Below are 26,924 nucleotides of genomic sequence, written 5' to 3'. Positions count from 1 at the left end.
ATCAGTTACTTTTAGTATAGCACACTACAACTCATTTTCTTTACGCTTATGCGTTAATTTTATAATCTGTTTTTCTGTAAAATACGTTAATAAATGCGCATGGCATGTAAAGAAGATGACTTGTCTATCTTGCGCAATTTCCTTTATGAGTTCAATTGTACGATTCGTCCTTACCGCATCAAAATGCACGAAGCTATCATCAATAATGAACGGATAATTATGCTCAAATGTTTTCGCTAATGCAAATCTCAGCGATAAATATAACTGCTCCGCTGTCGCTTGGCTCAGTTCATGACTGTAAAAACGCATACCGTCGTTACGCTCAACGATGAACGGCTCTGCCTCTGACGGTGAAAAGATTTTACTATATCGTCCGCCTGTTAAATACACAAAGTACTCTTCTGATTTTTGTAAAATACGAGGAAGATGTACTTCATGATAATATTGCTTCGTTTTCGTTAACACTGTCTTCGCGGCCGCATACGCAGCCCACTTCTTCACTTGTTCACGCACTTGCGCTTTTTTCATTTCCCATTCGTGTAGTAAATCACCGTACGTACTTCCTTCTTCTAAATTCGCAATTTCCATACGATGTTTCGCAATACGCTCTGTCAGTTCTTTTTCCTTTGTAAGACATTTTTGCATGACTGTCATTTCTTGCTTTAATTTTTCATCATAACCGTCAGCTTCATAATGTTCAGCTAATGATAAGCTCGTTAAACGCTGTTCTAACAGATCAATTTGCGGTAATAAACGCCCTACTTGCTTCTCAGCATCTTCACGTTTTTCCGCCAGTTTACCTGCTTCTAAAAACATCTCTTCATCTGTAGAATGTGCGATATGCCATAAACTATCTCGTTCTACTAACAGTTGTTTCAATTGCTCTTGCATGAACGCATACTCTTCTTGCCATTCGGCAAGCTTCTCTTTTAGCTGTTTACAAGTTTGGCGTTTTTCTTTCTCATTTTGCATACGACTTTGCGCCTCGTGTAGCTTACTATACTCCGCACTACCGATAACAGTTTCTAGTTTATGTTCAAAATGCGAAATCATTTCATATAATGAAGATTTGCGAGCTCCTTGTTTCTCTAACTCACGATATAATTGCTGCATCTTTTCCATACGCTCAAACGCCGGTAAGATGTGTGCATACGTATAAAATTCAGGGAATGTATAACGCATTTTATATACATTTACTTGTTCACTAATGCGGAACGTTTCTCGCTCCCATTCCTCATAGGATGAAACGACTTTATCATACGCTCGCTCCATTTGCTGCAACTTATACGACTCGCGCTCAAATAGTTTACGTATCTCTTCATCTTTTTCTAACTCATAGCGCACAGACATCGCTTCTTCACTTTGTCTCCCGCCAGCACTTTGCTGAAGAGTAAGAAGCTCTTCTTGTAACCCACTTGACGGATCTTTATATAAAACGAGGGCAAGAACAATCCCTACAAATACGATGACACTAATAAATAAGAGCGGCCGATTGTCTATAAATAAGCTTGTGAATAAAATACCTGTGTTAATAAGAAGTAACAGAAGACAAACTCTTTGCCACTGCTTTTTCTTTTGCATAGCCGCTCCTGCTTTTTCCTCATACTTGCGCTTCATTCTCTCTGCGCCCATACCGATAAACGCCGCATCTTGGAACGACTTCTCTTTCTCAGCTAATGCACTTCGCTCTTCATCCGCTAACATTTGTTTCTTAATCTGTCTTATATTCTCTTCTTGCTCTTCTAATTGCTCCTGCGCTACTTTAAAACGATCATCAAGCTGTGCTTTTTGCGTTTCTAATTCACGCGCCTTTTGTACTGCTTGCGTAATTAACTCTTTCGTTGCCAAACTCATATCAAACGACAGGACTGTTTCTTTTTCAAAAGTAGCACCAATTTGTTGCTCTAGTTCTGCCAGTTCTTCTTTTATATTCGTAATTGTTCCTGTCAGATCACGCATTTCTTGGCGTGCATTTTCATAAGACATGTGCTGCATTCGAAGTTCTTCTACATAACTTTCTTTTTGTAAAAAATCTTCATCTATTTGAATCGATTCTATTTCCGATTGCACATTCTCTATTTTCTTATGGAGGGAATCAACTTGTAATTGAAGCGGCTCCATCTTCGCCTTAATCGCTTCATAACGCGCAATCCCGTTTACAGGAAATTGCCCGCTCTCGTTTTGTAACACTTTCTCGTGTGCACGCTTTTCAATAACGAGAGGTTCAAGTGCTGCTAATATTTCATAATCTTGCTTTCGCTTTTCTGCATTCTCTTTTTCCACGCGAACAGAAGCAAGTTTCTCTTCACTTTCTTTTAGCTGCTCCACTTGCTTTTCATACGTGCCAATTTTCCCTTGCCACTCTTTCATCTTCTCTTCCAGCTTTTTCATCTCTTGCAGTGACACGTTAATTTCAGGTTTACGCCCGCTTGGTTTAAAGCGCTGATCCATTTCCTTTTCTAGCTTTTTATCTAGCTGCAATAACGCATCACTTCCGACTGCGCTTGCTGAAAATAAATAATTACCGATATCCGCTTCGCCGAGCTGATGAATATTTTGAAGACCATGCATATCAAATGAAAAGACCGATTCAAATAAACTTTCATTCATTCCGCTTAATATATCGTGTAAAATCTCCTCGCCGCCTGTCTTCCCGTCTTCAAAATAAACGGTCACCTCGCCAGCTGCCGTCTTTGGCAATCGTTCAATTTTCAAACGGCCGTACTTCTCTGTTTGTACAGTGATCGCACCGCCATACTTGCCGCCTTCTTTCGGCTCATAACGACGCTGTCCTCTCGTCGGAAAACCGAATAAAATACTTTTCATAAATGAGCGAATTGTCGATTTCCCCGCTTCATTTTCACCATATAAAACAGTCAGCATTGACAGATCCATTTCCACATTTTCTAATTTTCCGTACCCATAAATATGGAGTTTTTCCATTCTCATTTCTTATCCCTCTCTTGCTGGAATAATTGCTCTAAAATAATATTTTCCGCTTCCTTTTGAATCTCTTTCTTCTCTTCTTCTGTAAAAGATTCAATACTATTACGTGCTACAGGAGATGTCCAAATTGTGCGCAATACGCCGTCCATATTAGTGAAGGCTTCTAACTCTTTTAGCACACTACCGACGAAATGATTTTCTTCTTTCAAACGCTCGATTTCTGCAAAAGAAACCGTCTCATTTTTCCACTTCATCGCATATACGAAATCTTTTCGCTCTTCGCCCGCTGCTAAAATATGAAAAACCTCTTCCACACGTTTTTCGTCACGTAAATAAGGAGAAAGTGTTCCCTGACCTGTAAATACGACGGTTAAAAGCGTCCCTTCCTCTTCTCTTCGGCATTCATTCATCGCACTCGATACGCTCGTCATAAGTTCATCAACAGTTTCAAGTCCATCGATACTCACTTCTATCTCATCCCACACAACATCCGCCGTATGGAAAAATGAACAGTGCGATCCTTGTTTCGTAAGTTCAATTAGGTATGCACCCTTCTCGCCCATTTCCTTACGATGACGTCCTTGTATATTACCTGGATAAATAATGCACGGCTCTTCTGATAAAATTTCACGTTTATGTATATGGCCAAGAGCCCAATAATCAAACTGCTTTTCTTTCAGCTCACGAATTTGAAACGGCGCATAGCGATTATGCTCTGCATCCCCTTCCACACTTCCGTGAAGCATGCCAATATGAAAAGGCGCATCACTCATTTTCGTATACTGCGCTGTCATATTATCCGTTACCGCTTGTTGCAAATAACTAAAACCGTAAATAGAAGCTAACAACTCACCATTTTTATAAAATGATTTCTCTTCTACATAAGGCTCCGTAAACACGTGAACATTTTCCGGAAACTCAATTGCTGCCCAGCTTCCCCCTAAATGATCGTGGTTGCCGTGAATAATAAAAACAGGGATATCGTACTGCGAAAGTCTCTTCATTTGCTCGCGCACAAACACTTGCGCTCTCAAACTTCTCGTCTCCGCATCATACAAATCCCCGGCTAGCAATACGAAATCAACGCGCTCTTGAATCGCTTTATCAACAATACGCTCGAACGATTCAAACGTACTCTGCTTCATTCTCTCCCAAACAGACTGCGGTACATTCATCTCCATCCCTTTAAACGGACTATCCAAATGTAAATCAGCCGCATGTATAAACTTCACTTGTTTCACAAATAACGATCCTTTCTTTTTCCGTACTTTACTACGAATAGTAAATCTAGTACCCATAAAACTTCCCCTTTATTTTAACACGCAATGTCATATATTTCTTTGCATATTCTAATGATTTATGCCAAAATAGTTATAAGATTCTGATTTTTATTATTGGAGGGAATTTTCATGGGAGTATACGTTCTAACAGTCTTTGAAAAAGATGGTTCAAAAGCATTAGACGAATCATTCGAGGCGGCAACTGAAAAAGAAGCGAAAGCAAAAGGTGAATCTATTTTACATGAAAAAGGATTGTATGAAAAAACACATCGCTGCACATCTTCTGCAGGTAAGCTTGTTTTATTCCAGCGCTAAAAAAAGAAGCGTCATCCGCTTCTTTTTCACTCTACTATATCTTCGTCACACCACGTAAACACCACATCTAGAATGCGATTACCGATACGTACGCGCTTATTCCATTTTCCTGTTTGGATCTGATGTTGCAACTCTGCTTTCATCTTTTCCGTCCAGTCGTGAATCGTTTCACTACCGTTGTACGGATATACGCTTGGAAACTCTTCCTGTAGTAGATGCAAGCTCTCTGCATCAAAATGAAAATGGAAGAAGTAGTTTGCTGTAAGCGATGGTTCTTGCAATCGTAAAAAATGATCATCAATTTGCTTTCTATTTCTATAGAAAGTAAAGATATTCACTTTACCGCTCGTAATTTGGTCAATTTGAATTTCGTGCTTCTCTATAATCACGTCTTGTCCACCTCGTTGTATACTATCTTTAGTATATATGTCTTTTGCAACAAAGTTAACCATTTTCGAGCGAAATTCATTTCCTTCATTATATTACCTGTACCTCCATATGCAATCAGAACAAATAAAAACAAAGTTGAAGGGGAGCGATCACATGTATTTCGGAAGCAAAGGTTGGTATGTAAAAGAACTTAAAAAATTAGGTATCCGTACTTATGAAGGTAAAAAACTAGAATCGTATCGTACGCATGTGTTATCTAGTTTACTTGAGAGAATGAAGAAGGCTTCGGCTTAATTAATGTAGGAAGCAACTACGGTTGCTTCCTTTTTATATAGTGGAAAAAAAGAAATAATCCTATCTTAACGTTCTATCTTTACCGTTATACTCTCTTGATAAAAACCATCCATTATTAACTGAATCTCTATTACTAAATTTCTTTCTAGATAATCATTCGTACATACTTTAAATTCCCCATACTTATTAACCCGTCCGCTTCCAACATACATATCACCACTTGTTATGACAATTGTTGAATGAGGTTCTGCACGACCCAACACAAAATTATGACCATATTCCACAGAAGCTATCGTTATTTTTTGATGCATATTATTAATTGAACCTATACATTTCTTTTTACACAAATTAACATTACTTTCTTCAGCCCTCGAAAACGCCAGATTCCTGTTAATCTTTTCTGAAGACGAAGCAACATTCCCCAGCCAAATAAACCTATCAAATGTAGTAATAGGTAGAAACATCTACGCTAACTCCCCCATTCTTCCTTCTCGTTTTTATCGACTACAATCTTTTGATGAACTTATAGTATTAATTTCTATATCAACATAAAAAAATGTCCTTTTCCCATTCAATTTCGCACTGTTAATTTGTACAGAATGCATAGAATACTGTTTTTCAACCCAGATGCAATGACAACGCTACACAAAATAATCCACGATCCATTAAATGTAAATCCACCTTCAAATGTGTTAATAATAATTATGTTGCCGATTATTAAAAGAATCCATGAAATGGAATACTGTTTTCCATTTGTAATATATAAAACTCCATCCTCATAACAAACTGTAATTCCTCCACCTTGCCAAACACCAATAGCGAAAGAAAAAAGCGTAACTGCCAATAACTCTGCTTGTAAATCTCTAGTCATCGGTTGCGGCGCCGTATAAGTAATAATCCCTATCATCATGAGAAAAGTAATAATATGTATCCAGTTTAATTTTGTTTGTTTACTTTGCAGCCAAATAAAGAAAATAACTACAGAAATTAAAAACAAAGTTGCCATTTAATTATTCTTCTTCCTTTCCCACATTAAAAACGTCTGTGTAATGCAATTAGAGCGTTCTTAAATCTCTCATGCTTTCTAAAGCATAACATGAGAAAATAATAAAAAAATCGTACAAAAGGGCAAGCCTATAATGTACGATTGGGCATATATAATGTTTTAAAAATGAATTAACTTCCTTTCAATAGATACAGCTACTGCTTCTGACCGTGAATTAACACCTAATTTATTGTATATATTTGTTAAATACGCTTTTACTGTTCGCTCAGCTATTCCCATATCGAATGCAATTTCTTTATTCTTATTTCCACGCGCAATAGCTTTCAACACAAACAATTCTTTTTCTGTTAAGTTATTTTCTTCAACCTTATCAGCATATACTTCTTTCCTTTTATAATTCACTATTTTTTCCATAATATTGGGTTGTAGTAAAATCTCACCTCGAATAGCCGCTTCCAATGTTCGAAACAAATTCTCACGATCCGTATCTTTTAACAAATATCCTTTTGCTCCTAGCTCAATTCCCTTTAACATTAATTCATCTTCGTTATAAGTAGTTAATATAATAATCGGCGTATGATTTTGTTTTTTATTTAAAGCCTCAATTGTTTCTAAACCACTCATTTTAGGCATATTTAAGTCCATTAAAATAACATCAGGTTTCTTTTTTTCTATGAAAGAAAGGGCTTCTTCTCCGTTTGCAGCCTCACCTATAATTTGAAATGAATCACTCGTTTCTATTATTAATTTCAGACCCTCTCTTACAACGAAATGATCATCCACAATTAATACGTTATACTTCATTGCTATCTCCTTCATTATTGATAGGTACTTGAATACACACTTTCGTACCCTTCATCTTTTCACTCAATATATGTATTTCTCCATTAATCAATCGAACTCGCTCATTTAAGCCAATTAAGCCGTAATGTCCAGGATTCTTACCGATATATCCAGTGTCAAAACCAATTCCATTATCTTCAACTTCAATAGTAAGTTTTTCAAGGTTATCGCTATATTCAACTTTCAAATTTACATCTGTTGCCTGCGAATGTTTTGCGATATTCGTTAAACATTCACTAATTACATATAAACAATGTTCCTTTACTAATCTTGAAATATGCGGGGGGCTTTGAATAGTAAATCTCACATGTATAGACGTAGCCTCAGAAAAACGTTGAACTTCTTCCTCTACAGCTTTATTAAATGAATTAGTAGTATGACGCAAATCATCAATAACCAGCCTTGCGTCATGTAAAGTTTGTCTCGCTCTTATCATAGTTTGTTTCATAATCTCTTGAGATCGCCCTGTATTCCCTTTTTGCATATGGGCGTCTATTGCTTCCAATTGCATAATTAAGCTCGCTACACCTTGCGCTAACGTATCATGTAAATCCCTTGCCATTCGCTGCCTTTCATTAGCTAATGTCAATTCTTCTACTCTCATATATGCAGACTCTAACTCTTGAATGTAGCTCTGTATACGATTACGTGCATCATATTGCTGCTTATTAATATAAGAAAAAGGAATAATAATTGCTAGTACTAAAAGGAACATAGAGATAAGAATGGCTACTTTATTCACACCATAATTCATACTAATCGCAGTACAAAATATGGCATACATGAGAGTAAAAACCGCCATTACTTTAAATATGTTGTTATAAACATATAAACTTTGGGCAATTAAAATAGGGGTTAATCCAACAAAAATTGCTATTGAACCATTTGGTACAATAAATGCAGCAAGAAACACAATGAAGAGTTGTACAAAAAAGAAATACAACAATTGTCTATTCTTTAATGAACTTGCATACCAATGAAAGATAGTATGAATAACAATAATTATTGTGAAGAAGAAACTATCCATTGAGAGAATATTATTACGAAATTCTAAAAGCATTGAAGCAATATATACGAGTGTAATCCATAAAACAATAAACCTTCTTGGAATAAATACCGCTTCCAATACATTTGTATCCACGTCTATATTTGAATTCATTTTTTTCATATTCGACCTCCACCATTATATTATACAAGATGCAGCTTACATTTTGATAAAGTGAAACTTTAATTAGTGGGGCTTTTTCCCATCCCCATTACAGAATACAAATATGAAATATTGCATATCGAAATGCATTGATATTATTGTAAGCGCTTACTATAATAAGCGTATAAAGATTTATTGCAGCTTACCATTAAAAAAGGAGGCACTCATATGGAAATCGCAATGGCAGTTTTAAAATTTGTAGGTGGAGTAATTCCATTAGTTCAAGAACTTTTAAAAGCATTCATGTAAGGTTATCATTCAGCAATTATCTATAATAATTATCATACAAATGATCTGTATATCAAAAACAAATTGATACACAGATCATTTGTGTGAGAAAACTTTATACGAGAACGATGTAACCTAGTAGAACAATAATAATGCATCTATCTCAAGTTAGAAAAAGACGCTCACAAGGGCGTCTTTTTCTTATATTACTATGTATTCAGGAGAAATCGATTTTATCAAATAGATAAACGACGAATTTCTGTTCCCTTTTATTTTTTGATAACGAAATAATCACTCCAACCAAAAATGCTATAATAAACCCAATCAAACTAAGGGGGCACATTTATCTTGCACGGAAAACAAATTCAATTTCACAAGTTTGGCAACCCAAAAGACGTATTACAAGTTGAATATAAAAATATAGAACCATTAAAAGATAATGAAGTTCTCGTTCGTATGTTAGTTAGGCCGATTAATCCATCTGACTTAATTCCAATAACAGGAGCGTACGCTCATAGAATCCCATTACCTAACATACCTGGTTATGAAGGTGTCGGTATTGTAGAAGATGTTGGTACGGGCGTTACGAGAGACCTTATCAGTAAACGTGTTTTACCGTTACGCGGAGAAGGTACTTGGCAGGAGTATGTGAAGACGTCAGCTGATTTTGTAGTCCCTATTCCGGATTCCATTGATGATTTTACAGCGGCACAAATGTATATTAATCCTCTTACGGCGTGGGTTACTTGTACAGAAACGTTAAACTTACAGCGTAATGACGTTTTATTAGTGAACGCTTGCGGATCCGCTATTGGACATCTATTCGCGCAGTTATCACAAATTTTAAACTTCCGATTCATTGCTGTTACAAGAAATAATAAGCATACAGAAGAATTACTGCGCCTTGGTGCTGCATATGTAATTGATACTTCCACTGCCCCGCTTTATGAAACCGTTATGGAATTAACGAACGGGCTCGGTGCGGATGCTGCGATTGACTCTATCGGAGGACCGGATGGAAATGCATTAGCTTTCTCCTTACGTCCAAACGGGCACTTTTTAACGATCGGTCTTCTATCAGGAATACAAGTAAACTGGGCAGAGATTGTCACGAAAGCAAAAGTGCACGCGAACATATTTCATTTACGACATTGGAATAAAGAAGTGTCACCATATAAATGGCAAGAAACGTTTCGTCATTTAATTCGCTTAGTTGAAAATAAGCAATTATGCTTTATGAAAGTACATTCTACGTATGACTTAGCGGATGTGAAAGCGGCCGTTGATGTTGTGCAGTCTGCTGAGAAAACGAAAGGGTAACTAACTGTTACGATTTATTTAACCAATTATAACGAAAGTTAATTAAATATATCAGTAAGCCCTGCTAGTCAAGTGATTGGCTAGTAGTGAGGGTTAACTGCGGGCAATCCCTAAAGCTGATTGAACTACAACGTGGCTAGAAATAGCGAGCGTGAATGTCGCGAAAGCAGAAAAAATCAATCAGATCGTGCAAGGTTAAATCCTAAACACTAGAACAATGGGTCTTCCGCATCGAATCGTCTAAGTCAAAATAGATAAGATGAACGTTCAACGACTATCTCGTATAACTGACGAGAGTACACCACAAGCCTATGGTGGTGGAAAAATCCTCTATCTCTAAAGAGATAAACATATAGTCTGCGCTCATGTGAAAACAGGAGAAGTTCATAAGAGAACTGGCTAAGGAATTGCGCCCTTAGTTGAACGAGATACATTTAATTAAATCTATCAAACCTCATTGAATCTATCGAACGTATGTGCTATGTTAGGTTCAATGAGGTAAGAATAATAATGAAATTTTTACGAGTTAGTCAAGTATCGGAATTAACAGGTTTACATCCGAGTAGTCTCAGGAGAATGCTGGTGGAACACGCTACGATTCAGAAGAACAAATCTTTCATTAAAGGAGTTACATTCTGATGATATTGGCGAAGAAAGTTCGATTGATTCCAACGCCTGAACAAGAAAAAGTGCTTAGAAACCATGCTGGTGCTGCAAGATTCGCTTATAACTATTGTAAAAGAATGAGTGATAGATACTATAAGCTATTTGGAAAATCTGTTTCACAGTTAGCTTTACAGAAACGATTTACAAAGATCAAGAAGCGAAAAAGATATGAGTGGTTAAAAGACATTAATGCACAAGTTCCTAAACAGGCTTCAAAAGATTTTGATACGGCGAGAAAAAATTCGTTCAAAAAGTACAAAAATGGTTCTCACACTTCTTATAAATCCAAAAAAGATGTAATCCAAGGATTTTATGCTAATTATGAAAGACTGATTATAGGAAAGAAAGTAGTTCATATTCAGTCTATTGGAGAAGTGAAAACAAGCCAACAACTACCAAGAAATAAAAAACCATCCAATCCAAGAGTTACCTTTGATGGTCGTCACTGGTGGATTAGTATAGGATTCCAAGAAGACTTTGAATCACAAGAACTAACGAATGAGTCGATTGGTGTGGATGTTGGTTTAAAAGAACTTTTTGTAGCTTCTAATGGTATGAAAGAACGAAATATAAACAAAGATGCCAAGGTTAAAAAACTTTTGAAAAGGAAAAAGTTAGCACAAAGAGATATGTCTAGGAGATTTAAAAAAGGTGTAAAAATTCAATCTGCCGGGTATGAAAAAGCGAAAGCTGAGCACCTGCGGTTATCTAGGAAAATTATTAATATCCGAAATAACCATATCCATCAAGCAACAGCTAACTTGGTGAAAACTAAACCAATGAGGATTGTTGTGGAAGACTTATCTATCTCAAACCTGTTAAAAAACAAAAAACTATCGAAAGCATTTTCATTTCAAAAATTAAACTTCTTCTTTCAATGTTTATCATACAAGTGCGAGAAGTACGGCATTGAGTATGTAAAAGCTGATAAATGGTTTGCCTCAAGCAAGATTTGCTCATGTTGCGGAGTAAAATACGACCATTCAGTTCAACCAGAAGGACAGTGGAGTTTAAAAATACGTGATTGGTGTTGTGCTTCATGCAATAGCCATCATGATAGGGATGTAAATGCTTCGATAAATTTATCAAGATGGGTAAAATAAATGCTTGATAATAGGAGGTAACGATACTGCCTCGTGTGGAGTGTTATACCCCTCGTCCCTTCGGGGTTGCGAGAACACGATGAAGCACTAACTTGTGTAAATTTGATTGAATTGTATAGATTTAGTTAAGTTTATCGTATCGGAAAGTGTTTTTGACGAGTTATTAAATGCAAAGGAAGAAGTCTTTTTGATTGACCTTTTAAATAGACTCGATAGTACGTTTAGTAGTCTGAAATTGTAATTATTTGGTGGAATTGTATCGAAAGGTGAAAGGAGCTTCTAACATGTGGTTCATTTCGGCACTTGCACCCATTGTAATAGTTGGAGGAATTGTAGTCTTTGTAATTAAAAGACTTAAACATAAATATAACGAAGGAAGACTAGGTAAGAAAAAATCTCAAAAAGCTCAACTGTTATTAGACAGTTTCATACCTATAGGAATGTTGATTGGCTGTATAATCGGTTTAATTTCCGGCATGTTTTTCCCGGATTATTCACTTCTTGCAGTGAGTTTAGGATCCGGAATCGGCTATTTATTGGGGTTTTTCGCCTATGAAATTTATAGTAAGACAGGAAACAACTTCTCATAATCCAAAAAGAATAAACGGGACAGTACATAGTAGTTATCAAAATATGTACTGCCCTTTATTTTTGCATCAACGTTATCACCCTACCTTCCACATCCTATACACCTTTTTGATTGATCTTCCTCTCCTCCCTCTGTTGTATATTCGCTTTTTTGTTTTCATTTGATCTATATCCATAGTAAAGTAGAGCGCATGTAATAACAGAGCCTACAATGTATCCTAAAAAACATCCTAACCAAAACATAATGTAGCCGCCTCCATTCATAATGATTTTTATGTAATATAACTCTTTACATGCTCAATCGTCTATTTCTATAACTATACACCTTCTAAAGTTATTCATACCATTATTTCTCTCATTACCTCAAATAACAATTTTATTATTTGTCATAAAGTTAATTTTTTTCCATATTATTACTTTTATCTTTGAGAATAATATACTACATTTGAAATAAGCAGGCTAGTATATTGGCTCTTCTCCCTCTTACCTTTAGTTATGAAAAAAAATCCCCTCAAAGCATAAACTTCAAGGGGTGAGCCTGTTTTTTATTTACTTATATACGTACAGCTGTACCACTTACAGCAACCATTAACATTCCATCACGAACAACCTCATAATCTACGTCAACACCAACGATAGCGTTCGCACCTTTTTGTCTTGCAAGTTCTTTCATTTCATCCATTGCAATATCACGAGCTTCTTTTAATTTGCTTTCGTAAGAACCAGCACGACCACCGACAACATCACGAACAGAAGCGAATAAATCGCGGACAATGTTTGCACCCATAATAGCTTCACCATTTACAATATCAATATACTCAATAATTTCTTTACCTTGAATTCCAGACGTTGTTGTTACAATCATGACTGACACTCTCCTAATAAGTTGTAGTTTGAATAAGCTTTCTTATGTCTTTATTATGACATGGAACACGCAACGAATCTATTGAATTACCTTACAGGAGTGTGACAATTTTGTAAGAATAAAGCGCCTATTATGTTTAATAAAACGCTTTCAAATTTGGATACATAAACGATTCTCTATTTTCTCTCCAGTCCTTTTCTACTTCTTTGAAAGTTGGTCGTCCTAATTCTTCCTTGTTTCCCTGTTTATGAAACCATTTCTTTACATACTTCTCTCCATTTTTATTTTGCACTGTACAAAGGAAGCTATTACTACTATCCTTTAATATTTTTACAATCACGAAAAGACACCTCTTCCTTTCTCAATATCATAATAGGACTTGATCTTTTACTATAAGCCCTTCCTCTCTTATAGTCATACGACTCCTCGGTCGCGCCAAAGTTGTAAGATCAAAAAACGATATTCATTATGTTTAAATATGTGACGTACATATTATTTAAAGAAATCAGAGTTATACGCATTGTGCTTATCAAATATTTCATAGATTTCTAACTTATCATCTAATTTTGCATCTACTAAAATTAATATATTTCCATCGTGAATGTATTCTTCATATTTCTTAGCATGTTCTTCTGGAATGCCTAAGCCGATAAATGCTCCTATTAAACTTCCAGCTCCTCCGCCAATACCGGCTCCTCCAATAGCTGCTGCGATAGGTCCCGCTGCTACAATTGGGCCCAGTCCAGATACGGCAAGTACACCAAGACCTGTTAATAAACCACCGAGTCCGCCTGCTACTCCTCCAGCTACAAGCCCTGTTGCTGAAAAGATATCCGCTTTATGTGCAGTTTCATGATTCACTTTTTCACCCGATTTTTCTTCCAGGTGTTCAATTTCCTCTTGATCCTTTGCAATAGCTGAAATGTTATTAGCCGCATACCCTTTATCTTTTAATTCATTAATAACGAGTGCTGCATCATCAATTGTTCTAAAAATACCTACTATTTTTCTATCTACATTCATAACTAGTAACCTCCTAAAGTTTTATATCATTTATCTTTATTACTCTTCGTTTTTATATACACTAATTTTTTTATTCACATAACCATTTACGAAAAATGCTAATAATAAAAGGACTACAAGAGAACTACTTAACAAGTAAATGAAATCAAATGTAATATCCGTTATCATTTTATCCATATGTAACAGTCTCCTTTTTATTTAAAGTAAAAGTATAGAACCTTACAATTCATCTTCGGTCAATCTCTTTATGGTATATGTATACCCTTCCCAACCCTTTCTAAACGTAAAAAACTATAATTATATTTTTTTAATTTTATATGTTTAACATCTTTTAAAACGGGTACGTTTATATTGTTATGCTTACTATACAGAAAGGAATATTACGATGAATGCCATTCAATCTACTACTATTCTTTATAATGAAACACCTACAATAACGCAGATTCATCATTTTTATGCTTTATTGACAACATTTCAAACGAATGTATTTATAGGTAAACATGGAGCACTTACTTCTATTAAAAACTTAAGCACATTAGTATCATTTTTCCTTACTGTCAAAAAGAAAGAACTTGTATTATTTATCTTTGAAGGAATAGATGCAAAAAAAGCTTTAAGAACACTTTTTCCTGCTTAAAAGTTTTATGATCCCCTATTCCCTCGATTGTTACTTTTCATATATAGTTTTATATTTCAAAATGATTCCCTCTATGAAAAACGAACCCCCTAATACAATAGGGGGATTTCTAGTTTGGCCTTACGAAAACTGATATAATATATATTACGTTTTCATTCTTTACGATTGAAAACTTTTAATAATCTTGAAGGTAGGAATTTTTGATGAAATCGAAAGCAAAATTTAGTATTCGTTACAAAATTATGGCTGGTTATTTAGTTATCATTTTGTTCTTACTTATTTCTTTCATTATGCTAAACAATGAGATTTCCAGTTTACAAAAATCTCGTAATTTTATTATTGAGCACGATTTTAAAGTTCTTAATTTAACGAATCAAGTGGAGAAAGATTTACTCACAATTGAAAATAAAGTGAAAGGATTTATCACTTCTAATGATGCAAATTACGTTCAATCCCTTAACGCTGCCGAAAAGGATTACGAAAAACATTATCAAGATCTTTTAGCTCTATTAGAGGATAACCCTTCTCAGCAAGAAAAATTAAAACAGATTAATGAAAACATTACTAGTTGGATTAATAAAGAGATTCACCCATTCATTACAAATCACAATAGTAATAACGTACAAGCAATCGACACTACTCAAATTCAATCACTACAATCGCAACTAACTAACTTCCGTAGTGTAGAGGAACAACTAACGAAAAAAAGAGCTGCACAATTAGATACTGAAAATAATAAATTGGAGATTTGGTTATACAGCTTATTGTTCTTACTTTCTTGTATTTCCATTATCATTTCACTCTATATTTCGAATTCCATTACAAAAACGATTAAAAATGTAATTCAAGCTATTAAATCCATTTCTTCTAAAGAAAAAATTACAGAAAGAATTCATGTAAACAGCCATGATGAAATAAAAGATCTAGCTCACACAACGAACCACTTACTAGACGAAATATCGAAAAGAGAGTGGTTGCAAACCGAGCTTGCAGAATTAATTTTAATGTATCAAGGTGTATCTTCTATTGAGATGTTAGGTAACAAAATTCTTAGTGGGGTTATACAAAAAACGCAAACTTCTTGCGGTGCATTTTATGTTCGTGAAGAAATTGAAGACACTGTCTACTATGTGAAGAAAGCTTCTTTCGCTGAGCAAGGTGCTGATATTGGGAAACAATCCATTAAAATGGGTGAAGGTTTCATTGGACAGTCTGCTTTAGAAAAGAAAAGTTTTATTCTCAGGGACATACCTGAAGAATTCCGTTACGTTACTACTGGATTATTAGAAATACGCCCTAAAAACCTACTAGTCATCCCTATCTTATTTGAAGATGAAGTAATCGCAGTCATGGAGTTAGTAAGTGTAACTGAGATTTCAGACTTGCATCAAGATTTAATTCAACAAACTGTTGATAATCTAGGTTTAACAATCCATAGCATTATGGGACGTATGCGAATTCAAACCCTTTTACATGAATCACAAGCAATGACAGAAGAGCTGCAAGTTCAATCAGAAGAATTGCAAACGCAAGCTGAAGAACTACAAATGCAAGCTGAAGAATTACGAACAACGAATGAACAACTAGAGTCTAGAACGGAAGAGGCGGAGCAAAAGACAGCTGACTTACAAATTACTAAATCAGAATTAGAAGAAAAAGCAAGTGAGTTATTACGTAGCTCAAAATACAAATCAGAATTTCTAGCAAATATGTCACATGAATTACGCACACCGTTAAATAGTATTTTACTATTATCTGAAATGTTAAAAGAAAATCATGATAATCATTTATCCGACGATGAAATTGAATTAGCAACTGTCATTCATTCATCAGGGAAAGATTTACTTACTTTAATTAATGACATACTTGATTTATCAAAAGTAGAAGCTGGGAAACTAGATGTGATTTTTGAAGCAACAAATATAAGTGACATGGCAGCAAGTATGCATCAAAACTTTTTACATATCGCTGCACAAAAAAATGTCGAATTTACTGTTGAAGACAGTGATACGATTCCTGATCTATTTTATACAGATGCAAAACGGATTGAACAAATTATTAAAAACTTATTATCCAATGCATTTAAATTCACGGAAACAGGATCCGTTTCTTTACATTTCGATTCAATAGCAACAACTAATTTAAGTCCTGATATGCAGTCTATCAGTAATGATTGGATGAAAATTTCGGTAAAAGATACTGGTATTGGTATTGCTAAAGAACAGCATCAACTTATTTTTGAAGCCTTTCAACAGGCAGATGGTGCAACGATTCGAAAATATGGTGGTACAGGCTTAGGTTTATCTATTTGTAAAGAGTTTGCTAGATTGTTAGGTGGTTGGATTACGTTAGAGAGTCATGTAGGAGAAGGCAGTACTTTCACTGTATATATTCCTAACCTTCCAAATGGATTAACTGATATACAAGTATCCAATTTAGAAGTTGCAGCAACGATAGAAGATGTTATTCCTGCTGAAGTTGTGGAGGAGACTATCGTGACGCCAAAAACAAATAACGTCTTCCAAGAGAAAACCATTTTAATTGTCGATGATGATCACCGAAATATATTTGCATTACAAAATGCATTAAAAAAACAACATGCCAACATTATTACTGCACAGAACGGCATAGAGTGTTTAGACATACTAAAAAACAATACAAATATTGACCTTATTTTAATGGATATTATGATGCCGAATATGGACGGTTATGAAACGATGGAACATATTCGAATGAACTTAGGGTTACATGAAATACCTATTATCGCATTAACTGCGAAAGCAATGCCAAATGATAAAGAGAAATGTTTATCTGCTGGTGCTTCAGATTATATAAGTAAACCATTAAATTTACATCAACTCTATTCGGTAATGAGTGTATGGTTAATAAAATAAGTGAGGTTTAGTTTAAGTGGAAAATAAGTATTATAATTTTGATCCATCTGTAGATATGGATAAGCGTACGAACTTAGAAATTGAATTACTATTAGAAGCGGTATTTAAACTATCTGGCTTCGATTTCCGCCAATATGCTCGTACATCTATTTATAGAAGAATTTGTAATCGAATGCAGATCTCTAATATCCCAACCATTTCAAAGTTAATTGAAAAAGTAATTCATGAGGAAGGGTTTTTAGAACAGTTATTAAATGATTTCTCCATTAACGTAACTGAAATGTTTCGTAACCCTAACTTTTTTAAAGCGCTAAGAGAGCATGTCATTCCTGAATTAAAAAAGTATCCTGAAATTAGAATTTGGCATGCTGGATGCGCAACTGGTGAAGAAGTATTATCCATGTCCATCTTACTTCATGAAGAAGGATTAAGTGAAAAAGCTGTTATTTACGCAACAGATATGAATACAAATGTGTTAGAGAAAGCAAAACAAGGCATCCTTCCGTTAAATAAAATGCAAACTTATACGAAAAATTATTTACAAGCTGGCGGTACACAAGCATTTTCTAACTATTATTCAACAGATAATCGTTTTGCTTATTTTAATCCATCTCTTTTGCAAAACATTATTTTTGCGCAGCACAATTTAGTAACTGATCAATCTTTTAACGAATTTCATATTATACTTTGCCGTAACGTTTTAATTTACTTTACGAGTAAACTTCAAAACCAAGTACAACAACTATTTTATGAAAGTTTAGGTCACAACGGATTCCTATGTTTAGGAAATAAAGAAACTCTACGTTTTTCCGATATAATGCCGCATTATATCCAATTTAATCCGAGCGAACAAATCTATCAAAAAATACAATAAAAAGCGTATGAAATCCTCTGTCTGGATTTCATACGCTTTTTATTTCGCATTCGTTTGTATCATAATGAGGCACATATCATCTGATTGTTCTTTCTTCTGTTCATCCTTATAAAACCCTTCTATCTCTTCTTCTAAATCTCCCCATCTTCTTTCTGTAAAAGCACGTAATTTCTCTTCAGACTCAAATTCATCATGTGCAATTGTTTCAAGAACACCATCTGTAAACAATACGATTTGAGCGTTCTTCTCAAAAGGTATAACTGTCTTTTTAACTTTTATTTCATCAAAAAATCCTACCGCACAACTCCCGCGATTCAGTTCAACCATATTTGTTTCATCAACTAAAACGTATCCAGAAGGATGCCCTGCATTTACATATTCAATCGTTCTATTTTCTGTATCTACTACTAAATATATCGCTGTAAAATAATAGGGAATATCGTCATTCTCATTATGTAAAAGAGTCATATATTTATTTAAGTCTTTAATGACAAGTTCTGGATCGATTAAAGATTTAATCGTTTCACGTAATACAGACGAAATAAACATACAAACTAATGAAGCAGATATACCATGTCCCATCACATCCAATAATATAATACCGTAGCGGTTTTCATCGATTTTATACCAATAATACATATCTCCAGCTAGTTTGAATGAAGGTAAATAGCTTGCTTCAATTTTTATATGATCTTCTCTTAATGGGCTACTTAATAAGTTTCTTTGTACTTGTGTAGCTAAATCTAGTTCATTGCGAAGGTTTTCTTCTTGTTCTTTATGCCAATTTAATTCCGATTTCAAGCGTAATGCTACACGCATACGCGCTAACAATTCAACTTTATTTATCGGTTTCGTAATATAATCCATTGCGCCTATATCAAGCGCTTCAGCTAATTTATTCGCATCTTCTAAAGCTGTTACAAAAATAATAGGAATATCTTTAAACTTCTCCTCGTTTTGTAATCGCCTACAAACTTCAAGTCCGTCAATTTCAGGCATCATAATATCTAATAGTATTAAATCAATTTCATTAAGCCTGGAAGAATCTTCTCCAAATTGAATGTATTCGAAAAGCTCTTGTGCAGAATTAAGCGATACAAGATTCTGATATCCGGCTTGTTTTAAAATTTTTTCAATTACAAAGATGTTAACCGGATTATCATCGACAATTAAAATGGACACAAGTTATTTCCCCTTTTCTTATATAAAATGTAAATCGATTATCATTTTCTATTTTTCTAGTATTGCATACTCAGTTATAAAATGAAAATTTCCTACTCAAACATATTTTTTATACAGCAAAAGAACAAACCCCCTAGAAATGAGAGTTTGTTCTTTCACTCTATAAATTAATTTAACACCATTGCTTTATCACTTAAAAGACGATCTAACTCTTCCATATGATTTGTTTCATCCGCGATCATATCTTCTAACTTTACAACTAACTCTGTCATATTTAATTTCGCGGCCTGTTCTTTTCTCGTTTCATAGCGCTTAATTGTTTCATATTCTGACTTCCTAGCTTCTTCTAACATTTCTCTAACATCTTCTACTTGTTTCACTGGTAAAGGGATCGTAGTAGGTGTACCACCTAACGTCTTAATTTTCTCCGCTAAATATAGGGCATGTCCTTGTTCATCACTAATTTCAGATTCAAAGAAAGGTTTTAACACTTGTCTATATATACCAGAAACTGTAGCAGCATTATGGTTATACATAATAATTGCTGAGTATTCTCCTGCTAAATCTTCATTCAATCCTTCGATTAGTTCTTTCACATCGTGTGACATTTTTATATCTCCTCCTATACTTAATAACTACCCCTTTTCTCATGTTTTAAACATAACTCTTTAAATTTTTTATGTATCTAAAAACGCCGCTTGCTTCAATTTACTTATCGCTTGTCTTTTAATACGAGAAACGTGCATTTGTGAAATACCTAACCGTTCCCCTGTATCCTTTTGATTTAAATTCTCTTCAAATATATAATGAATAACACTCTTTTCCGTATCATTTAATACGTTAAAAATATCCTTTAAAACGAGACGCCTTTCTGTCTCTTCATATCCTTGCTCTACTTCACCTACAGATTCAATTCTCGCTACCGAACTGCCATCAGATGAATTTTCAACTACATCGTCTAAGGAAGATACTCGATAATTATTTTTCGCATCCATAATTTCTAGCACTTCCTCTTCGGATAGTTCTAAATGATCTGCAATCTCTATAATCTTCGGTGAACGTTGCAGTTGATCTGTTAACTCCTCTATCGCAAGTTTAATCTTCCCGCCTAAATCTTTAATTCGCCTTGGAACATGAATACCCCAAGTTTTATCACGTAAATACTTCTTTATTTCCCCTACTATCGTAGGTATTGCAAACGGCTCAAAAGCATTCCCTATCGAATAATCATACCTTCTTATTGCGCCTAAGAGCCCTAACATTCCTACTTGTATAATATCCTCATGCATCGGTCCACCTTTTGAATAGCGATATGCAATGGAATGTACGAGATTTTTATAGTGATGAACCAATCTTTCCTGTGCTTCATCACATTGGTTTTGTTGGAAGTCTGCAATTAGTTTAATAACGTCTTCTTTAGCAAGATTTGTAGGTTGAGATTGGATTTCCATCATTCTCCACCTGCTCTCTTTGTATATATTTTGTCATTAAAACTGTCATGCCCTCATCATGCATAATTTGTATATTATCCATTAACGTATTAATTAAATATAAACCTAAACCATTTTCCGGCAAATGTTCTACTGGTTTACTAATATCATACGGACCAACTTTCTCTTTTAAGGTACTAAAATCAAAGCTAACCCCATTATCAGCAACCATAATTTCTAATCGATCTTCATATAGCCCAAAGACAATTGCAATTTCTCCAACATCTTCTTTGTATGCATGTTGTACAATATTTGTACAAGCTTCACTAATAGCAATTTTCATGTCTTCTATATCGTCATAAGCAAAGCCCATTCGATTCGCAACACCAGCCATTGTTAAACGAATAATAGCCACATATTCTGCCTTTGCAGGAATTTTCATTTCTATCTTTTCAAATCTCTCCATCATCCCTAGTCACCTTCTTTCTACTTTTTCAAAATCCGAATTCAAATTTAATATTTCTGTTAGCCCTGTAATATCAAACAATCTTTTTAACCTTTTAGATATACCAATAAATTCTAGCTTTCCATCATTTTTCTTAACCGCTTTTAATAGAGCTATAAACACGCCTAAACCTGTACTATCCATATACTCTACCTCAGTAAAATCTACTACAATATGAACCTCTTTTTCGCTTGCAATAGGCATAATCTTATTTTTTAAATCTGATGCCGTATACGCATCAATCTCACCATCCAGTTGTACCGTATAACCTACATCATTTTGCAAAATATTTACTGCCAAATTCATCATTTCCGCCCCCTTATCTCAAACTACTACTATGTTAATTACCCATAAAAATTAATTTTAAACATATTTTTTTCATTTTCATTATAAATAAATTTTCTATATCTTTCCCAGCTTAACACTTAAAAAGTACTAATAAATGTTTAAACCTTATAAATTTGTGTATGTATAATGTATAAACATTATTTTTAGGGGGATCTATCTATGGAAGAGCACAACTTTAAAAAAGGAGATTTCGTTCAATTTTCTTATCGACACGATCATGCTACAAAATTAGTTGGTTCCATTATTAATATACTAACGAATACAATTGTAGTGGATATAGGTAATAGCGAAGACTTATCTCATATAGAACCAAGGCAGGTCGTAAGAATAAATAATTGTAAAAAGGTAACGATGGCTTAATACATAATAGAAAGTGTAATTTTAATGAGTGGGGGTTCTTCATCCTCCACTCATTCCTATGTAAAATACATAAAAAAAGCATCCAAATTAGTTTAATTGGATGCTTTTTTTATGTATTTTTATGAGCTTATTAACCTTATAGTCATATATAACAAACTTAAGCTTACTATTCATTATCATACTTATGCTTTCCGTAGCATTCTAGAAAAGAATGTAACGATTAAAATAAAGACGATTGCACCTAATAACGCTGGAAGAATAAAAATGCCTCCCCATTCAGGACCCCAATGACCAAATAATGCACTACCTACCCAAGATCCGATTAATCCGGCAATTACATTACCAACTATACCTAAAGGAAAGTCTTTTCCCGTAATCATTCCAGCTAACGCACCAATAAGTCCACCTACAATACACGTAATAATAAGTCCCACAATTAACCCTCCTATATTCGTTTTATATTGTATTTATCAAGCTTTGGTATGTAACCAAAGCTTGATAAACATGTATTACTCTTTATTATCCAACCCATCACTTATCTTTTGTTTCACTTTTCCGACTTTTTCTTTTATCGTTCCCTTCGTCTTCTCCCACTTCCCTTCATTTTTCAACTCTCTATCTTCTGTAACTTCACCAATTCCTTCTTTTACTTGCCCTTTTTTCTTTTCAACTTTACCTTTAACTTGTTCTTTTAGTCCGTTCTCACTCATATTTACAATCTCCTTTTCGTAATAGATTTATAGATTTACAGGATACAAATTTAAATAGAATACATGCATCTTCTTTCGTGTAACCATTCACCGACTCTTTCTAAATCTTTAACGAATAACAAGATCTTCCCTTCATCCAGCTTTTCTTCGTAGAAGTTCGCTTCTTCCTCATTAAGTCCTAACTCTTGCATCTTATTTCTTAACTGATCTCCTGTGTTTTGAAAGATGTTAATAATGCTTGTCCCAAGCCCTTCCTCTTTTATCCCAATTGTATTCACGTCTGCATTGTCTGCGATTCTATCTGTCCTGTCTTTCTCATGTGTTAATACGTAAATATCTTTTTGGTCTATTCCTTTCTTCACTAGATCATTCGCCGCATTCATGACCTCTTTCTCCGTAATAAATTCATATACAAAAGGTTTACTATACTTCGTTTCCATCTTTAACTTCCTCCTTTAAAATGAATTATTTGTTATATTATATGTAGTACACCCATTTTCGAAATGTTAAACATAAAATATGAAAAAAGTTATGTGAATTTTTTCTATCCTAAAACTAGTAGAATAAATCTACTTACAATAACTACCTGAATTAACAGAAAATTATTATAATTAAAGGTGAGGAGGGATACTATGAAAAAAATCATATCTATATGCGCTCTAACCGCTCTATCTTTCACTTTAATAGGCTGTGCCAGTACCTCAGCTACAGACAAATCTCCACAAGCTAAGCAAGAACATACACAGACTACCTTTCAATTAAACTCCGCAAACATTACAGACATTGAAATACTTAGCACAATAAATAACAATATTTCAAAATCTCAAACAGACAACGAAGAAATGATAAAATCAATTGTTTCAGCAGTCCAAAAAGGCACTCCTAAAACAATTACACTTGATCAAAAAAAGCGAGAATCTGCACATTCTACTATTACCGTTACATATAAAGATGGAGCAAAAGAGGAGTTTCTTGTGTGGGTTGTTGATAATAAAGAGCAAATTACGATTGCGAAAGATGAGAAGAAAGATAAGGCTGAAGGTGTGACATTGAACATGAAAGGTGTGAAAATGATGAAAGATTTCTTTAAGAAGACATTTTAGAAAATATCTTTTCTTTATATATGAAAAAGGGCCCACCTATTTCCGTAGGCGGGCCTTATCTTTATTACACAATAAGAAAGTATACTCTCTTTTTCACTGAAATTTTATGTAATTATACATATTCATGAAAATAGAAGAAGTAAAATTGTCATTACAACATATTTCCCACCTTCAACTTAGTTATCAGTAGAATGTTTCTCTACAAAATCAAGGATTCTAGCATTAACCTCGTTAGAGAACTCACCATTAATTGCGTGAGATGCATTTTTCCAGTTCACTATATCTATATCTTTAACGTACTTTTTCCCAGTTTCAACTGCTTTTACTGAATTGTGCATTGTACTTTTTTCAGCCATTAAGGCAAGCACTGGAACATTGATATTTTTTAGGTCTTCTTTACTAAATAGATTAGGTGCTGGTGTTTTCAGTTTATAGTTACGCATACCCGATTCGATTAATTTAGCGATAGGTTCATCGTCATTTATTTTTGCTCCTCCAGAAACATAACTTAACATCTTTTCTCTTATAAACTTAGGCACAATAGGAACGGAAGCTGGAATAGATGCTAGAATCATCTTTATGGATATTTGCGCAAATACAAAGACTGGGTCCAATAAACTAGTCGTAGCAATATGCTCAGGATTATATCTAGCCAAGTTCATTGCTGTCCAACCTCCAATAGAGACACCCGCGATATGCACTTTTTTTAAACCTAATCCTTCAATTACTTCATTCAACCATTCTGCTTGTTGTTTTTGGTTTTCAATCACCTTCGTTTGCACACTCATTCCAGGTTCGCCAAGTAAATCTATTGTGTAAACAGGCCTTTTCTCCCTTAGCCCTTCTAAATTCGGTACCCACATTGGAGTAGATGCACCACGTCCAGGGAGTAAGAGTATTGGTTCCTTATGTTTATTTTCCTCTTTAGTAAAGTAATACGTACGAATTGTGCCATATGTAGTTTTTATATCTTTCATATCGTTAGGTGCTGGAAGAAGTGCCATTGATTCATGGTAGGCAATTTGAAAGTCTTCTTTTCCTTTTTCAGATATAAAGTGACCAATCTTATTATTATCTCTCTTCATTTAAATTCCTCCTTTCTACAAATATATGGATGAACTTTATTTATATATTCACGGGAATCATCCATTGAACATTTATCTTCTTGAAGTCAAAACCCTCATTTAGAAAAAAGAAAAAGACACCTTAAGGTGCCTTTTTCCGACTTGAACCATCTTAATTTTAATAATATGTATTGGACTCCCATCCAACTATTATTTTACCACATTAAATTGTTTTGTTTATTGAGAAATACAATAGTTTATGTATGCTGATCTTCTGTATTAGATCTTTTTGTAGTCCATACAGCGATTAACAAGAGAACAAGCTATTCATCAGTGTTCTTCCCTTCTCCACTGATTATTGGGCTTTACGGTTACTCAGTAGCAGGATTAAAGTAGAGAAAATAAAAGTAAAAGAGGAGTGAAACTTCACTCCTCTTTTACTTTTATTTTTGGATTTTTACGCTCATTAGATCACTACTAGAATTTTGCTTCTCTATGCTTATCTCTATTTTAAGATTGTTTTTATTTATATCAAAATTACCTGTGCGTGTATTAGAAGCCACTATATTATCAATCTCTGTACTCAAATCTAAGTTTGGATTTATCATAGTGATCCACTTTTTCCCTAAATCCATTAACGCCTTTTTATCTTGACCTCTATCAATTACAAAATTAACAGTAAAGTTATTTTCATCATCGCCCCTGACAGTGAAATTCCCATAAAATTCTGGAATCCCCTCTAATACCGGAGAGAATAACACGACCTCTGAACCTGGACCGCCTATTGTTGCATATTTTAATTCCGCATTATATTTCGTGTTAATTTGAGTAACATGATTTTGTGCATCCTTAGATACAGATTTTTTCAGTACAGATGAGCTCTCCATCCAACCTTCATAATAATAAATATCATCGTCTGCTAACTCTTGTGGGATAACAGTAGGCTTTGAATCAGGCTCTATTTCTGGTTTTTCGAATTTAATAATTGCATTGTATAAAAATTGTGCATACTGCTCACGAGTTACAATTTTGTAAGGTTCAAACATATTATCGCCCATGCCAGCAGCAATTTTATTTTCTTGTAATGCGCTAATAGCATTTGTTGCCCAGTAATTTTTATTTACATCTTTAAAAGTAGTAGTAGATGTCGCTTTTAAATGAAAGGCATTTGTTAATACAGCTGCCAATTGTTCACGCGTTAAAATACTATCTGGACCAAATCTTCCATCGCCAAATCCACTTATAATACCAGCTTTACTAAGCGTTAAAATTTCTTTTTCAAACATATGATTTTTCACATCTTTGTAAGGGTTTGGTAAGTTAGGTTCATCCGCTGGCTTTAAGTAGGCATATAACATTCTAGCTACTTGTCCACGTGTAATATTATCACCAAAACCAAATCTTCCATCTCCATAACCCGATACAATATTTTTCTCTTGTAAATCCATAATCGCTTTATACGACCAGTGATGTTCAGGAACATCTTTAAATTCTATTGTGTTTTCTGCTTGCACATTTGTTAGCGGAGCTAGTGTTGTTGATGCAATAACTGTCCCTGCCAAGATTAGTTGTTTAAACTTCATAATTGAATCCCCTTATCCTTAAAATATATTGCATACATCATTTCCAATATTAACATATAAATAGGTTAATATTGGATATTTTAAGAATATTATTCCATTTAATACTGTTTACAAAATTAAAATCCATACGCATCCTTTTCCTTTACCCATTTTAAAAAGA

31 protein-coding genes and 1 pseudogene are annotated in these 26,924 nt (G+C 34.3%); 11 read left to right on the top strand and 21 right to left on the bottom strand.

What is annotated here, in order from left to right:
- Positions 1 to 24: 24 nt before the first annotated feature.
- Together AC3WVA_RS09225 and AC3WVA_RS09220 are read right to left on the bottom strand one after the other, a co-directional pair.
- Positions 25 to 2,949: an ATP-binding protein gene (locus AC3WVA_RS09225; protein WP_098880686.1), complete on the bottom strand. Its 2,925-nt coding sequence runs from the start codon at positions 2,947 to 2,949 to the stop codon at positions 25 to 27.
- A complete protein-coding gene (locus AC3WVA_RS09220) occupies positions 2,946 to 4,187 on the bottom strand; it encodes a metallophosphoesterase family protein (protein WP_429604497.1) in 1,242 nt (413 codons plus the stop codon). Before AC3WVA_RS09220 ends, AC3WVA_RS09225 begins: the two co-directional genes overlap by 4 nt.
- Positions 4,188 to 4,355: 168 nt before the next feature.
- On the opposite strand from AC3WVA_RS09220, the gene AC3WVA_RS09215 reads away from it, so the two are divergent.
- A complete protein-coding gene (locus AC3WVA_RS09215; protein WP_001970593.1) occupies positions 4,356 to 4,541 on the top strand; it encodes a YhzD family protein in 186 nt (61 codons plus the stop codon).
- 26 nt (positions 4,542 to 4,567) lie between these two features.
- On the opposite strand, the gene AC3WVA_RS09210 is transcribed toward AC3WVA_RS09215, so the two are convergent.
- The gene (locus AC3WVA_RS09210) at positions 4,568 to 4,930 is read right to left on the bottom strand and encodes a hypothetical protein (RefSeq protein ID WP_000582777.1); all 363 of its coding nucleotides are present in this window, start codon (positions 4,928 to 4,930) and stop codon (positions 4,568 to 4,570) included.
- A 154-nt stretch (positions 4,931 to 5,084) separates the two neighbouring features.
- Between AC3WVA_RS09210 and AC3WVA_RS09205 the strand changes: the two genes are divergently transcribed.
- Positions 5,085 to 5,225 (top strand): YflJ family protein, encoded by a 141-nt coding sequence (locus AC3WVA_RS09205; protein ID WP_000273536.1) that lies wholly within the window; start codon positions 5,085 to 5,087, stop codon positions 5,223 to 5,225.
- Positions 5,226 to 5,290: 65 nt separating this feature from the next.
- On the opposite strand, the gene AC3WVA_RS09200 is transcribed toward AC3WVA_RS09205, so the two are convergent.
- The 4 genes from AC3WVA_RS09200 to AC3WVA_RS09185 form a co-directional block, all read right to left on the bottom strand.
- A complete protein-coding gene (locus AC3WVA_RS09200) occupies positions 5,291 to 5,689 on the bottom strand; it encodes a hypothetical protein (protein WP_048526528.1) in 399 nt (132 codons plus the stop codon).
- Between the two features lie 107 nt (positions 5,690 to 5,796).
- A complete protein-coding gene (locus AC3WVA_RS09195) occupies positions 5,797 to 6,231 on the bottom strand; it encodes a hypothetical protein (RefSeq protein ID WP_071758375.1) in 435 nt (144 codons plus the stop codon).
- Between the two features lie 159 nt (positions 6,232 to 6,390).
- A complete protein-coding gene (locus AC3WVA_RS09190; RefSeq protein ID WP_000876838.1) occupies positions 6,391 to 7,035 on the bottom strand; it encodes a response regulator in 645 nt (214 codons plus the stop codon).
- A complete protein-coding gene (locus AC3WVA_RS09185; protein ID WP_098880688.1) occupies positions 7,025 to 8,242 on the bottom strand; it encodes a sensor histidine kinase in 1,218 nt (405 codons plus the stop codon). The genes AC3WVA_RS09190 and AC3WVA_RS09185 overlap by 11 nt, the downstream gene beginning before the upstream one ends.
- A 103-nt stretch (positions 8,243 to 8,345) precedes the next feature.
- On the opposite strand from AC3WVA_RS09185, the pseudogene AC3WVA_RS09180 reads away from it, so the two are divergent.
- From AC3WVA_RS09180 to AC3WVA_RS09165, 4 genes and pseudogenes are all read left to right on the top strand, one after another.
- Positions 8,346 to 8,530, top strand: a pseudogene (locus AC3WVA_RS09180) (hypothetical protein).
- 327 nt (positions 8,531 to 8,857) lie between these two features.
- A complete protein-coding gene (locus AC3WVA_RS09175) occupies positions 8,858 to 9,829 on the top strand; it encodes a zinc-dependent alcohol dehydrogenase family protein (RefSeq protein WP_142341976.1) in 972 nt (323 codons plus the stop codon).
- A gap of 638 nt (positions 9,830 to 10,467) precedes the next feature.
- Complete coding sequence (locus AC3WVA_RS09170; protein WP_098270374.1) at positions 10,468 to 11,598, top strand: RNA-guided endonuclease InsQ/TnpB family protein; 1,131 nt, start codon at positions 10,468 to 10,470, stop codon at positions 11,596 to 11,598.
- A 284-nt stretch (positions 11,599 to 11,882) separates the two neighbouring features.
- Complete coding sequence (locus tag AC3WVA_RS09165) at positions 11,883 to 12,188, top strand: hypothetical protein (protein ID WP_098346297.1); 306 nt, start codon at positions 11,883 to 11,885, stop codon at positions 12,186 to 12,188.
- Between the two features lie 551 nt (positions 12,189 to 12,739).
- Here AC3WVA_RS09165 and AC3WVA_RS09160 read toward each other — a convergent pair.
- From AC3WVA_RS09160 to AC3WVA_RS09145, 4 genes are all read right to left on the bottom strand, one after another.
- Positions 12,740 to 13,051 (bottom strand): YbjQ family protein, encoded by a 312-nt coding sequence (locus AC3WVA_RS09160; protein WP_087957597.1) that lies wholly within the window; start codon positions 13,049 to 13,051, stop codon positions 12,740 to 12,742.
- Between the two features lie 136 nt (positions 13,052 to 13,187).
- Positions 13,188 to 13,391, bottom strand: a complete 204-nt coding sequence (locus AC3WVA_RS09155; protein WP_098881310.1) for a DUF4028 family protein — start codon at positions 13,389 to 13,391, stop codon at positions 13,188 to 13,190.
- Between the two features lie 152 nt (positions 13,392 to 13,543).
- Positions 13,544 to 14,074 (bottom strand): general stress protein, encoded by a 531-nt coding sequence (locus AC3WVA_RS09150; RefSeq protein WP_098346298.1) that lies wholly within the window; start codon positions 14,072 to 14,074, stop codon positions 13,544 to 13,546.
- A gap of 39 nt (positions 14,075 to 14,113) precedes the next feature.
- Entirely contained in the window at positions 14,114 to 14,251 is a 138-nt protein-coding gene (locus AC3WVA_RS09145; RefSeq protein WP_000359816.1) for a hypothetical protein, read from the bottom strand.
- A gap of 208 nt (positions 14,252 to 14,459) precedes the next feature.
- Here AC3WVA_RS09145 and AC3WVA_RS09140 point away from each other — a divergent pair, with 208 nt between their 5' ends.
- From AC3WVA_RS09140 to AC3WVA_RS09130, 3 genes are all read left to right on the top strand, one after another.
- Positions 14,460 to 14,711, top strand: a complete 252-nt coding sequence (locus AC3WVA_RS09140) for a hypothetical protein (protein ID WP_098346299.1) — start codon at positions 14,460 to 14,462, stop codon at positions 14,709 to 14,711.
- A 203-nt stretch (positions 14,712 to 14,914) separates the two neighbouring features.
- Positions 14,915 to 17,605 carry an ATP-binding protein gene (locus AC3WVA_RS09135; RefSeq protein ID WP_098881311.1) on the top strand — a complete coding sequence of 897 codons (2,691 nt, stop codon included), beginning with the start codon at positions 14,915 to 14,917 and terminating at the stop codon, positions 17,603 to 17,605.
- 16 nt (positions 17,606 to 17,621) lie between these two features.
- A complete protein-coding gene (locus AC3WVA_RS09130; protein WP_098881312.1) occupies positions 17,622 to 18,479 on the top strand; it encodes a CheR family methyltransferase in 858 nt (285 codons plus the stop codon).
- A 39-nt stretch (positions 18,480 to 18,518) separates the two neighbouring features.
- On the opposite strand, the gene AC3WVA_RS09125 is transcribed toward AC3WVA_RS09130, so the two are convergent.
- The 5 genes from AC3WVA_RS09125 to AC3WVA_RS09105 form a co-directional block, all read right to left on the bottom strand.
- Positions 18,519 to 19,661 (bottom strand): SpoIIE family protein phosphatase, encoded by a 1,143-nt coding sequence (locus tag AC3WVA_RS09125; RefSeq protein WP_098881313.1) that lies wholly within the window; start codon positions 19,659 to 19,661, stop codon positions 18,519 to 18,521.
- 167 nt (positions 19,662 to 19,828) lie between these two features.
- A complete protein-coding gene (locus AC3WVA_RS09120; RefSeq protein ID WP_046953946.1) occupies positions 19,829 to 20,269 on the bottom strand; it encodes a ferritin-like domain-containing protein in 441 nt (146 codons plus the stop codon).
- 69 nt (positions 20,270 to 20,338) lie between these two features.
- On the bottom strand, positions 20,339 to 21,115 hold the full coding sequence (gene sigB / locus AC3WVA_RS09115) for an RNA polymerase sigma factor SigB (protein WP_087985676.1): 777 nt from the start codon (positions 21,113 to 21,115) through the stop codon (positions 20,339 to 20,341).
- Positions 21,078 to 21,560, bottom strand: a complete 483-nt coding sequence (rsbW, locus tag AC3WVA_RS09110; protein WP_071758385.1) for an anti-sigma B factor RsbW — start codon at positions 21,558 to 21,560, stop codon at positions 21,078 to 21,080. The genes sigB and rsbW overlap by 38 nt, the downstream gene beginning before the upstream one ends.
- A 6-nt stretch (positions 21,561 to 21,566) precedes the next feature.
- Complete coding sequence (locus AC3WVA_RS09105) at positions 21,567 to 21,905, bottom strand: anti-sigma factor antagonist (protein WP_142342039.1); 339 nt, start codon at positions 21,903 to 21,905, stop codon at positions 21,567 to 21,569.
- 198 nt (positions 21,906 to 22,103) lie between these two features.
- On the opposite strand from AC3WVA_RS09105, the gene AC3WVA_RS09100 reads away from it, so the two are divergent.
- A complete protein-coding gene (locus AC3WVA_RS09100; protein WP_048526512.1) occupies positions 22,104 to 22,304 on the top strand; it encodes a hypothetical protein in 201 nt (66 codons plus the stop codon).
- Between the two features lie 182 nt (positions 22,305 to 22,486).
- Here AC3WVA_RS09100 and AC3WVA_RS09095 read toward each other — a convergent pair whose 3' ends face one another.
- The 3 genes from AC3WVA_RS09095 to AC3WVA_RS09085 form a co-directional block, all read right to left on the bottom strand.
- Entirely contained in the window at positions 22,487 to 22,738 is a 252-nt protein-coding gene (locus tag AC3WVA_RS09095; protein WP_000522902.1) for a GlsB/YeaQ/YmgE family stress response membrane protein, read from the bottom strand.
- A gap of 75 nt (positions 22,739 to 22,813) precedes the next feature.
- Positions 22,814 to 23,014 (bottom strand): CsbD family protein, encoded by a 201-nt coding sequence (locus tag AC3WVA_RS09090; protein WP_001293469.1) that lies wholly within the window; start codon positions 23,012 to 23,014, stop codon positions 22,814 to 22,816.
- 50 nt (positions 23,015 to 23,064) lie between these two features.
- Entirely contained in the window at positions 23,065 to 23,454 is a 390-nt protein-coding gene (locus AC3WVA_RS09085; protein WP_098881315.1) for a YflT domain-containing protein, read from the bottom strand.
- A 192-nt stretch (positions 23,455 to 23,646) separates the two neighbouring features.
- Between AC3WVA_RS09085 and AC3WVA_RS09080 the strand changes: the two genes are divergently transcribed.
- Entirely contained in the window at positions 23,647 to 24,117 is a 471-nt protein-coding gene (locus AC3WVA_RS09080; RefSeq protein WP_098881316.1) for a hypothetical protein, read from the top strand.
- Between the two features lie 176 nt (positions 24,118 to 24,293).
- Here the strand turns inward: AC3WVA_RS09080 and AC3WVA_RS09075 are convergent, their stop codons facing one another.
- Both AC3WVA_RS09075 and AC3WVA_RS09070 read right to left on the bottom strand, forming a co-directional pair.
- Positions 24,294 to 25,202, bottom strand: coding sequence for an alpha/beta fold hydrolase (locus AC3WVA_RS09075; RefSeq protein WP_098346306.1), 909 nt, complete (start codon positions 25,200 to 25,202; stop codon positions 24,294 to 24,296).
- A 422-nt stretch (positions 25,203 to 25,624) separates the two neighbouring features.
- Entirely contained in the window at positions 25,625 to 26,764 is a 1,140-nt protein-coding gene (locus AC3WVA_RS09070; protein ID WP_098881317.1) for an S-layer homology domain-containing protein, read from the bottom strand.
- Positions 26,765 to 26,924: the final 160 nt, after the last annotated feature.

Source organism: Bacillus sp. EB106-04-02-XG92, assembly GCF_058791995.1.
This window is presented reverse-complemented; position numbering and strand designations above follow the sequence as displayed.

Coding starts and splice junctions, on each gene's coding strand:
- AC3WVA_RS09165 (WP_098346297.1), top strand. CDS start 11,883: ATGTGGTTCATTTCGGCACTTGCACCCATTGTAATAGTTGGAGGAATT.
- AC3WVA_RS09215 (WP_001970593.1), top strand. CDS start 4,356: ATGGGAGTATACGTTCTAACAGTCTTTGAAAAAGATGGTTCAAAAGCA.
- AC3WVA_RS09170 (WP_098270374.1), top strand. CDS start 10,468: ATGATATTGGCGAAGAAAGTTCGATTGATTCCAACGCCTGAACAAGAA.
- AC3WVA_RS09080 (WP_098881316.1), top strand. CDS start 23,647: ATGAAAAAAATCATATCTATATGCGCTCTAACCGCTCTATCTTTCACT.
- AC3WVA_RS09090 (WP_001293469.1), bottom strand. CDS start 23,014: ATGAGTGAGAACGGACTAAAAGAACAAGTTAAAGGTAAAGTTGAAAAG.
- AC3WVA_RS09205 (WP_000273536.1), top strand. CDS start 5,085: ATGTATTTCGGAAGCAAAGGTTGGTATGTAAAAGAACTTAAAAAATTA.
- AC3WVA_RS09070 (WP_098881317.1), bottom strand. CDS start 26,764: ATGAAGTTTAAACAACTAATCTTGGCAGGGACAGTTATTGCATCAACA.
- AC3WVA_RS09100 (WP_048526512.1), top strand. CDS start 22,104: ATGGAAGAGCACAACTTTAAAAAAGGAGATTTCGTTCAATTTTCTTAT.
- AC3WVA_RS09120 (WP_046953946.1), bottom strand. CDS start 20,269: ATGTCACACGATGTGAAAGAACTAATCGAAGGATTGAATGAAGATTTA.
- sigB (WP_087985676.1), bottom strand. CDS start 21,115: ATGATGGAAATCCAATCTCAACCTACAAATCTTGCTAAAGAAGACGTT.
- AC3WVA_RS09195 (WP_071758375.1), bottom strand. CDS start 6,231: ATGGCAACTTTGTTTTTAATTTCTGTAGTTATTTTCTTTATTTGGCTG.
- AC3WVA_RS09085 (WP_098881315.1), bottom strand. CDS start 23,454: ATGGAAACGAAGTATAGTAAACCTTTTGTATATGAATTTATTACGGAG.
- AC3WVA_RS09140 (WP_098346299.1), top strand. CDS start 14,460: ATGAATGCCATTCAATCTACTACTATTCTTTATAATGAAACACCTACA.
- AC3WVA_RS09190 (WP_000876838.1), bottom strand. CDS start 7,035: ATGAAGTATAACGTATTAATTGTGGATGATCATTTCGTTGTAAGAGAG.
- AC3WVA_RS09145 (WP_000359816.1), bottom strand. CDS start 14,251: ATGGATAAAATGATAACGGATATTACATTTGATTTCATTTACTTGTTA.
- AC3WVA_RS09135 (WP_098881311.1), top strand. CDS start 14,915: ATGAAATCGAAAGCAAAATTTAGTATTCGTTACAAAATTATGGCTGGT.
- AC3WVA_RS09150 (WP_098346298.1), bottom strand. CDS start 14,074: ATGAATGTAGATAGAAAAATAGTAGGTATTTTTAGAACAATTGATGAT.
- AC3WVA_RS09075 (WP_098346306.1), bottom strand. CDS start 25,202: ATGAAGAGAGATAATAATAAGATTGGTCACTTTATATCTGAAAAAGGA.
- AC3WVA_RS09200 (WP_048526528.1), bottom strand. CDS start 5,689: ATGTTTCTACCTATTACTACATTTGATAGGTTTATTTGGCTGGGGAAT.
- AC3WVA_RS09105 (WP_142342039.1), bottom strand. CDS start 21,905: ATGATGAATTTGGCAGTAAATATTTTGCAAAATGATGTAGGTTATACG.
- AC3WVA_RS09160 (WP_087957597.1), bottom strand. CDS start 13,051: ATGATTGTAACAACAACGTCTGGAATTCAAGGTAAAGAAATTATTGAG.
- AC3WVA_RS09185 (WP_098880688.1), bottom strand. CDS start 8,242: ATGAAAAAAATGAATTCAAATATAGACGTGGATACAAATGTATTGGAA.
- rsbW (WP_071758385.1), bottom strand. CDS start 21,560: ATGATGGAGAGATTTGAAAAGATAGAAATGAAAATTCCTGCAAAGGCA.
- AC3WVA_RS09225 (WP_098880686.1), bottom strand. CDS start 2,949: ATGAGAATGGAAAAACTCCATATTTATGGGTACGGAAAATTAGAAAAT.